An 8483-nucleotide genomic window follows, 5' to 3' on the forward strand; every position below is an offset into this window, starting at 1 on the left:
GATAACTAATTATGTAAATTATCATACGTTACCTTCTTTATTGGAGGAGACACCAACAGGAAACGAGCAATATTATAAAGGGATATTAGCGTCAATAAGAAGACTTCTTGTTTTTTGTGAAGAAGGACTTGATGCATGTTTTGTTTTGCTGAATAGCCAACCATTTCGAAAGACCGCAGGTGAAACAGTTTTATATAAGATTTACCATCAAGTAATTGCAGAGTTTTTTTCGCCAAAGAATGATCATTGGTATGAAAATAGTCGTTCTGCTTATACAGGGAAAAATTCTATTGTTTTTCAGCAAACCCCCCCTGGATCTATAGAACGAATGATGAAGGATTTAGAAGGGAAATTTCAATTGATGCGTGAAGAACTAGAATATTATGAGACAGATTACCAAACAAAAATGTTGCACAAATATTAATTAAGGAAAAGAAGCTAAGGATACTTAGCTTCTTTTCCTTTTGTCCAGTTATATAAGGGATTTTAATTGAATATAGTTAAAGTGGATAGCATCAAGGAGGTGTGACATGAGTCAGCAAGGTGTATTTACAGATTACTTTCATGAAGTAGAAAGCTGGTGTGAAAGTGTTCTTCAAGTATTAGATAGCCGTGCAATGGAAGTGTATGATGTCCATATGCTTGCTTATAAAATTCAAACGTTATTAGAGCGTATGAAAGAGCATGAATACGACACAGATGCCGAGTTTATGTATGAAATAAGTGATGATGTAGAACATATTCAACACCATTTACAGGAAGTATTTATGCAAGAAGGAGAGGAATATGAACTATGTGAAAGAGGGGATAGCGAACGAGCTGTTCCGATTGGGGGGCATACCCTTCCGCCATTACCTTATCCATATAATGCGCTAGAACCGTACATTTCACGAGAAATTATGATGTTACACCATGATAAACACCATCGTAGTTACGTGGAAGGATTAAATAAAGCAGAGAAGATGATGGAAGAAGCGAGAAAAACAAATCAATTTGATTTAATTAAGCATTGGGAAAGAGAAGCGGCTTTTCATGGATCAGGTCATTACTTACACACGATATTTTGGAATAACATGAAAAAAGATGGTGGTGGAAGTCCGAGAGGGGCTTTTTCACAACAAATTGAGCAAGATTTCGGAAGTTTTTTACGTTTTCAAAAGCATTTCACGGAAGCCGCTTCTAAAGTGGAAGGTTCAGGATGGGCAATTCTTGTATGGGTACCCCGTTCAGGAAGGTTAGAAATTTTGCAAAGCACGCTTCATCAATTGTTTACACAGTGGGATACGATACCACTCCTTGTACTGGATGTATGGGAACATGCGTATTATTTACAATATCAAAATCGAAAAGATGAATATATTAAAAATTGGTGGAATGTTGTAAATTGGCCAGATGTAGAAAAGAGATTTGAAAGTGCGAAGCAAATTGAATGGACACCGTATTAGACGCATATCTCATGCGTCTTTTTTAGTGGAGGTGGAAGGAAGATTTCGTTCATATTTTAAAAGGCCAAGCATACACTTGTACAAAAAGTGCCAAAAGGACGTGGGGGGAAATATGAGACGAATTTGTATAATAATTACGCTAATTATAATGTACGCAAGCGTTATGCCAATTCCTGCATATGCAAAAATGAACGGTGGTGTCAGTGCTCGTAACGCAGTCTTAATGGAACAACAATCCGGTCGTGTGCTATATGGGAAATTAGAACATGAGCCACAAAAAATTGCTAGTATAACAAAAATTATGACAGCATTGTTAGCTGCTGAATCAGGAAAAATGAAAGAATTAGTATCGGTTAGTAATGAAGCGGTACGAGTAGAAGGATCGGCAATTTATTTAAAACCTGGACAAAAAGTTAAGTTAGAAGATTTAGTTTACGGATTAATGCTTAGATCTGGTAATGATGCAGCACAAGTAATTGCTGAAAATGTGGGAGGGAGTATAGAAGGATTTGTATATTTAATGAATGAAAAGGCGAAAGAAATGGGAATGAAAGATACGCATTTCTCAAACCCGCATGGCTTGGATGGGGATGGATCGCATTATTCGTCGGCTTATGACATGGCATTATTAACGAAATATGCAATGGGGAACGAGACCTTTAAGAAAATTTTTGGAACAAAAACGTATAAATCAGATTCTTGGGATTATCCGTGGAAAAATAAACATAAGCTTGTGACATCTTATTATGAATTTGCAACAGGGGGAAAGACAGGTTTTACGAAGAAAGCAGGACGGACGCTTGTCACAACAGCTTCAAAAGATGGACTAGATTTAATTGTCGTAACTTTGAGTGCTTCTAGTGACTGGGATGATCATATGAATTTGTTTGATAAAGGCTTTGAACGCTATAAGCAAGCGAAAGTTTTAGGACAAGGCGCACTCGCTGAAATAAATGAAAAGAAATATGCCAATCATGTTTATACGAAAAATAGTTTTTCTGTACCTTTAACTGAAGAGGAAAGAAAGAGCGTGTTATTGAAAGTTGAGCTCGATAAAAGTGCAAAACTTACGGATGGAGTAAAGATTGGGAAGACAGAAATTTATGTAGGGAACGAGAAAGTTGGAGAACGAAATTTGTTTTACAGTAAACGAAAGTTAGTAGCTACAACGGGAATGTATTGGAATAACGTAAAAGAAATCTTCTCTTACATGATAGGTGTTGGGATAGATGGTTAATCTCGTATGGGCAGCGATGGCAGTTATAGGGATTGTGTATGCCATGATAAATGGAACGATGGAAGAAGTGACCAAAGCAGTGTTTGAAGGGTCAAAAGATGCTGTAACGATTTGTATTGGACTTATTAGTGTTTTAGTATTTTGGCTCGGTTTAATGAAAATTGCTGAGGAAGCTGGATTGTTAAAGAAGTTAGTATCACTTTTTATGCCGATAGTAAAAAGATTATTTCCAGAAATACCGAAGGATCACCCGTCAATGGGATTCATTTTATCAAATATGATGGCGAACTTTTTTGGGTTAGGTAATGCAGCAACACCTTTAGGTATTAAAGCAATGGAACAACTGAAAGAGTTAAATGGTGGAAAGGATTCAGCAAGTCGTTCTATGGTGACGTTTCTAGCATTAAATACTTCAGCGATTACATTAATTCCGACTACTGTCATTTCGATTCGAATGACTTATGAATCAGCAAACCCTACTGAAATCGTTGGCGTAACATTTATAGCACAAGTGTTATCGATGATTGGAGCGATTTGGATTGACCGCTATTTTTACCGGAGAAGGAGTAGAAAGGGGTGGAAAAAATGAGTATTGTAAATACAATTTCATTATGGGTAATTCCTTGTGTAATTGGTTTTATCCTTTTGTATGGCACGATAAAGAAAGTTCCAACGTACGAATCGTTCGTTGAGGGCGGAAAAGAAGGGATTCAAATTGCGGTTTCCATTTTGCCGTTTATGGTTGGAATGCTTGTATCTATTTCTATTTTCCGGGCATCAGGTGCTTTAGATGCGATGATATCGGTAATGAAGCCGATGTTAGACTTTATTCATGTACCAGCCGAAATCGTTCCACTTGCACTTATACGTCCGATTTCGGGATCTGCTGGTTTAAGTATTACGACCGACTTAATCGCTACATATGGGCCAGACTCGTTTATTGGTAGGTTAGCTTCAACGATGCAAGGTAGCACAGATACGACTTTTTATATATTAACAGTATACTTTGGGGCTGTCGGTATTAGAAAAATGGGAGATGCATTAAAGGTAGGACTTTTTGCAGATTTAATCGGAATTATTTGTTCAATTGTGTTTGTTTCCCTATTGTTTCGGTAATGCTATTCATTTTTTGCGCTATTTAGCTTATAATACGTATACGACCACTATTAACGTGTAGTTTAATAGTGGTTTTTTTATGCGGTGTTTTTGACAAAATGATGAACTTTTATCGTGGACAACATGAAAAAGTGTAAACAATAATAAAGGGTGAAAACGTGATATGCCTTTAGACGTTTATCATCATTGCTATGTTGTTAAAGATAGGCGAAGTAAATGGCATAAAGCTTAGGTGGTTGCCAAGTCTTTCTAATGTAAGGTAAGATAAATTTGAGGTGAAAAAAAGAAATGGAACGATTACAAAAAGTGATTGCGCAAGCAGGTATTGCATCGAGAAGAAAGGCTGAGGAATTAATTCAGCAAGGGAAAGTGAAAGTTAATGGGAAAATAGTGAAGGAGTTAGGAACAAAAGTAACTCCTCAAGATAAAGTGGAAGTAAATAACATCCCTCTTGAAAAAGAAGAACCTGTTTATTTTTTACTATATAAACCAACTGGTGTAATTTCAAGTGTATCAGATGATAAAGGAAGAAATGTTGTAACAGACTTTTTCCCTGAAATTAGACAACGTTTATTCCCAATCGGACGCTTAGATTATGATACGTCTGGCGTATTATTGATGACAAATGATGGTGAATTTGCAAATGTATTAATGCATCCGAGATATAAAGTTGAAAAAACGTATGTTGCGAAAATTAAAGGGCCATTAACAGGTGAGAAAATTCGCATGTTAGAACGAGGTGTTGCATTAGAAGATGGAAAAACAGCACCAGCACAAGTGAAAATTATTTCTTGGGACAAGCGTAAAGAGATGGCAATTGTACAATTAACGATTCATGAAGGACGTAACCGTCAAGTACGCCGCATGTTTGAAGCGTTAGATTGTAAAGTGATGAAATTAAAACGTGAACGGTATGCCTTTTTAGAAGTGGGTAGCTTGCGTCCTGGCGATGCAAGAGAATTGACACCACATGAGGTGAAACAATTACGTGCATTGGCTTCTACAAAGCCTCGCTAATCTATATTGTGAAACTTTCACCAGTGGAATGCTCCGCTGGTGATTTATTAAAAAATACATATATTTATCACTCGTCGAAGAGAGGGGAGACAACATGAAAAAAAATCGCTTATTATTTCGTGTTATCATTTTGCTCATTTTAAGCGGTGCGGTAGGGTTTACGCTATATCAAGGATTTTTTACTGATAAAGAGAAAATGCAAATTGGAAAAGAGGCACCTAACTTTGTTGTAACTGATTTAGAAGGAAAGAATATTGAATTAAAAGATTTAAAGGGAAAAGGTGTATTTTTAAATTTTTGGGGAACTTGGTGTAAACCTTGTGAAAAAGAAATGCCTTATATGAATGAGTTATATCCGAAATATAAAGAAAAAGGCGTTGAAATTATTGCCTTAGATGCAGATGAAACGGATATCGCAGTGAAGAACTTTGTGAAACAATATGATTTGAAATTCCCAGTTGCAATTGATAAAGGGCAAAAGATCATAGGTACATATGGAGTGGGACCATTACCAACAACCTTTTTAATTGATAAAGAAGGCAAAGTAGTAGAGCAAATTATAGGTGAGCAAACGAAGGAACAATTGGAAGAGTACTTAAAGAAAATCACTCCATAATTAAGAAAGCCTTTACATAAGAGGTGCTTACGTATAGCGCCTTCGCTTTAAAAATTCTGAGTATTGCGGTAACTCTGAGCTGGAATATACAATAGTACATATAGATAAAAGGGCGGTGAGAGCTTTGAAAGAAATTAAGTGTGAATGTGGACATGTTAATCCGATAGGAACCATTTTTTGTGAAGCATGTGGGAAACCATTTGAAAGTAATGAAAATATAAAATTATTGGATATGAGATATGAGGGGAGTGCTCGGAGATCTCTCACACATACAAAAACGATAGTCGATAAAATTTGGAGTTTTTTCTCTTCTGTAAAAGTAGGTGTATGGTTAATCGTAATAACTTTAGCTTCATCGGCAATAGGAACTATCTTTCCCCAAGAAATGTACATAACTCCAGGAATCGAACCAGCTGAATATTATAAGACCGAGTATGGATTTTTAGGACAATTATACTATCAATTAGGATTTAATAATTTATATGGATCATGGTGGTACATGATTTTAATTGCTTCCATTGGTATTTCACTTGTTATATGTAGTTTAGACCGTGTCATTCCTCTTTATAAAGCTTTAAAAAAACAAGGGGTGAAAAGACACCCAAGTTTTTTGAAAAGACAGAGAGTGCACGGGACTGGTACGCCGCATGAAGGTGACTTAGAACGAGTTCAAATTAATTTAAAGAAACGTAATTATAATGTGAAAGTGGAAGACGGGAACGTTTTAGCGGAAAAGGGACGTTTTTCACGTTGGGGTCCATATGTAAACCATATTGGTCTTATTATCTTTCTATTCGGTGCAATGCTACGTTTTTTACCGAGTATGTATGTAGATGAAGCACTTTGGTTACGTGACGGTGAAACGAAAGAAATACCAGGAACAGATGGTCAATACTATTTGAAAAACGAAAAGTTTATCAAGGAAGTTTATGATAAGAGTAAGGATAAAGAAGTTTTTGATGAAGCAATTGATCGTGTTGGTGATAAAGTGATTGCAAAAAACTTCCAAACAAATGCTGTATTATATAAAGCGGTAGGAGAAAATATAGCGGGTCAAAAACCAAAATTAGAAAAGGTAAAAGAAGCTGAAATTCGAGTGAATGAGCCACTGAAATTTGATCAATTTGCTGTTTATCAAGTGGATTACAAAGAAAGTGAATTTAAAAGCATGTCTTTCCATTTGCAAAACAAAGAAAATAATCAAAAGTTGGGACCGATTAAAGTAGATTTAGCGAATCCTACAGAAAAATATGATTTAGGAAATGGGTATTCTCTAGAACTATTAAGCTATTTTCCAGATTTTTATTTTGATGAGAATGGAAGGCCGAATACGAAAACAAAATTACCGAATAATCCTGCATTCGTCTTTAAAATGTTTACCCCGGAAACACCAGATGGTGAAGTTAGTTTCGTCGGTATTCAGCAAAACATAGAGCCTGACGGGAATAATAAATATAAAATGTCATTTGCAGGTGTGGAAATGCAAAATGCAACAGCTCTTACAGTAAGAAAAGATTTGACGCTTTGGATTCTCGGTATTGGAGGATTTATATTTATGGTTGGTGTGATTCAAGGTATGTATTGGAACCATCGCCGTATTTGGATACAACGTGTTAATGATGAATGGTGGGTTGCAGGCCATACGAATAAAAATTGGTTCGGCTTAAAGAAAGATATTGAAAGAGTACTAGAAGGAACAGCGATTCCACAACCACACGATAAAATGAATGAAAAAAATTAGTTAAGGTGGGGAAACGATATGGTACAAATAAGTAGTAATTTTCTGTTCGCGGCGTTTATCTTATATTTAATTGCAACTTTATTTTTTGGAGGAGCAATTAAAGAAAAAGGTAACAAGTGGGCAAATATAGGTATAACTATAACAATTTTAGGATTTATTGCACAAATAGTATATTTTGTTACAAGATGGATCGCATCAGGACATGCACCGGTTAGTAATTTTTTTGAATTTGGTACATTTTTTGGCATGATGCTTGTGGGAGCTTTTATCATTATGTACTTTGTATATCGTGTAAGTATTATTGGTTTATTTGCTTTACCGGTAGCTCTTTTATTAATCGCTTATGCAAGTATGTTCCCGAGAGAAATTTCGCCGCTTATCCCATCTTTAAAGAGTAATTGGCTACATATTCATGTAACGACAGCGGCAGCGGGACAAGCAATATTAGCAATTAGTTTTATTACAGGCGTAATGTATTTACTGAAAAATGTAGACCAATCAACAAGAAGTAAGCGTACATTTTGGTTAGAGACAGTAGTTTTCACACTTGTTTGTACAGTTGGGTTTATTGGAATAACAACGGTATTTTCTAGTATGAAATACGAAGCGAAGTTTCAATGGATGGATAAAAATGAACAACAAGTTGAAATGAAGTATAATCTCCCTGCTTTAGTTGGACCGCATGAAGGGAAGTTAATGACAGAAAATAAATTAGAGCCAACAGTTGAAGTTCCAGCGATTGTAAATGCGAAAAAATTAAATACTGTTATTTGGTCAGTGTTAGTCGGAACGCTACTTTATATTGTATTAAGACTTGTTTTACGTAAGCGAGTGTCAGCGGCACTTCAGCCGTTAGTAAAGAATACGAATAGTGATTTATTAGATGAAATCGGATATCGTTCTATTGCGATAGGATTCCCGGTGTTTACATTAGGAGCATTAATCTTTGCAATGATCTGGGCTCAAATCGCTTGGACGCGCTTTTGGGGTTGGGATCCAAAAGAAGTTTGGGCGCTTATTACTTGGCTCTTTTATGCTGCGGTATTACATTTACGTTTATCTAAAGGATGGCATGGAGAAAAATCCGCCTGGCTTGCAGTGATTGGTTTTGCAATCAGTATGTTTAACTTTATTGTAGTAAACTTAATTATCGCGGGTTTACATTCATATGCATAGAGAAATAAAATAGGAGAGTGTATGTCACTTTCCTATTTTATTTTTGTCAAATTTTCTTCTTTTTTGAGAAAAACATGACAAAGTAGCGGTTGATTCTGTAAAATGATGTCGAGGACCAAATATACTGTTCAAAAA

At 35.8% G+C, this 8483-nt stretch carries 9 protein-coding genes; all 9 read left to right on the top strand.

The annotated features are described in order from the left end of the window. Position 1 precedes the first annotated feature (1 nt). Positions 2-424 (top strand): DUF3907 family protein, encoded by a 423-nt coding sequence (locus AB3X49_RS13925; protein WP_367962802.1) that lies wholly within the window; start codon positions 2-4, stop codon positions 422-424. Between the two features lie 106 nt (positions 425-530). After that, positions 531-1445 carry a superoxide dismutase gene (locus AB3X49_RS13930; protein ID WP_002030730.1) on the top strand — a complete coding sequence of 305 codons (915 nt, stop codon included), beginning with the start codon at positions 531-533 and terminating at the stop codon, positions 1443-1445. 112 nt (positions 1446-1557) lie between these two features. Then, a complete protein-coding gene (locus AB3X49_RS13935) occupies positions 1558-2682 on the top strand; it encodes a D-alanyl-D-alanine carboxypeptidase family protein (RefSeq protein ID WP_367962805.1) in 1125 nt (374 codons plus the stop codon). Then, complete coding sequence (gene spmA, locus AB3X49_RS13940) at positions 2675-3271, top strand: spore maturation protein SpmA (protein WP_367962807.1); 597 nt, start codon at positions 2675-2677, stop codon at positions 3269-3271. The genes AB3X49_RS13935 and spmA overlap by 8 nt, the downstream gene beginning before the upstream one ends. Then, the gene (gene spmB, locus AB3X49_RS13945; RefSeq protein WP_002086660.1) at positions 3268-3798 is read left to right on the top strand and encodes a spore maturation protein SpmB; all 531 of its coding nucleotides are present in this window, start codon (positions 3268-3270) and stop codon (positions 3796-3798) included. The genes spmA and spmB overlap by 4 nt, the downstream gene beginning before the upstream one ends. Before the next feature lie 288 nt (positions 3799-4086). Then, positions 4087-4815, top strand: a complete 729-nt coding sequence (rluB, locus tag AB3X49_RS13950) for a 23S rRNA pseudouridine(2605) synthase RluB (RefSeq protein WP_002201160.1) — start codon at positions 4087-4089, stop codon at positions 4813-4815. Positions 4816-4909: 94 nt separating this feature from the next. Continuing rightward, positions 4910-5431: a thiol-disulfide oxidoreductase ResA gene (gene resA, locus AB3X49_RS13955; protein WP_002064495.1), complete on the top strand. Its 522-nt coding sequence runs from the start codon at positions 4910-4912 to the stop codon at positions 5429-5431. Between the two features lie 124 nt (positions 5432-5555). Then, on the top strand, positions 5556-7172 hold the full coding sequence (gene resB, locus AB3X49_RS13960; RefSeq protein WP_367962810.1) for a cytochrome c biogenesis protein ResB: 1617 nt from the start codon (positions 5556-5558) through the stop codon (positions 7170-7172). A gap of 18 nt (positions 7173-7190) precedes the next feature. Continuing rightward, entirely contained in the window at positions 7191-8348 is a 1158-nt protein-coding gene (gene resC, locus AB3X49_RS13965; protein ID WP_367962812.1) for a cytochrome c biogenesis protein ResC, read from the top strand. Positions 8349-8483: the final 135 nt, after the last annotated feature.

Origin of the sequence: Bacillus sp. C30, assembly GCF_040838255.1 — a bacterium.
GTDB lineage: Bacteria > Bacillota > Bacilli > Bacillales > Bacillaceae_G > Bacillus_A > Bacillus_A mycoides.

Bases quoted from the DNA above. Each gene is read 5' to 3' on its own strand.
- AB3X49_RS13930 (WP_002030730.1), top strand. From the start codon at position 531: ATGAGTCAGCAAGGTGTATTTACAGATTACTTTCATGAAGTAGAAAGC.
- AB3X49_RS13935 (WP_367962805.1), top strand. From the start codon at position 1,558: ATGAGACGAATTTGTATAATAATTACGCTAATTATAATGTACGCAAGC.
- spmA (WP_367962807.1), top strand. From the start codon at position 2,675: ATGGTTAATCTCGTATGGGCAGCGATGGCAGTTATAGGGATTGTGTAT.
- spmB (WP_002086660.1), top strand. From the start codon at position 3,268: ATGAGTATTGTAAATACAATTTCATTATGGGTAATTCCTTGTGTAATT.
- rluB (WP_002201160.1), top strand. From the start codon at position 4,087: ATGGAACGATTACAAAAAGTGATTGCGCAAGCAGGTATTGCATCGAGA.
- resA (WP_002064495.1), top strand. From the start codon at position 4,910: ATGAAAAAAAATCGCTTATTATTTCGTGTTATCATTTTGCTCATTTTA.
- resC (WP_367962812.1), top strand. From the start codon at position 7,191: ATGGTACAAATAAGTAGTAATTTTCTGTTCGCGGCGTTTATCTTATAT.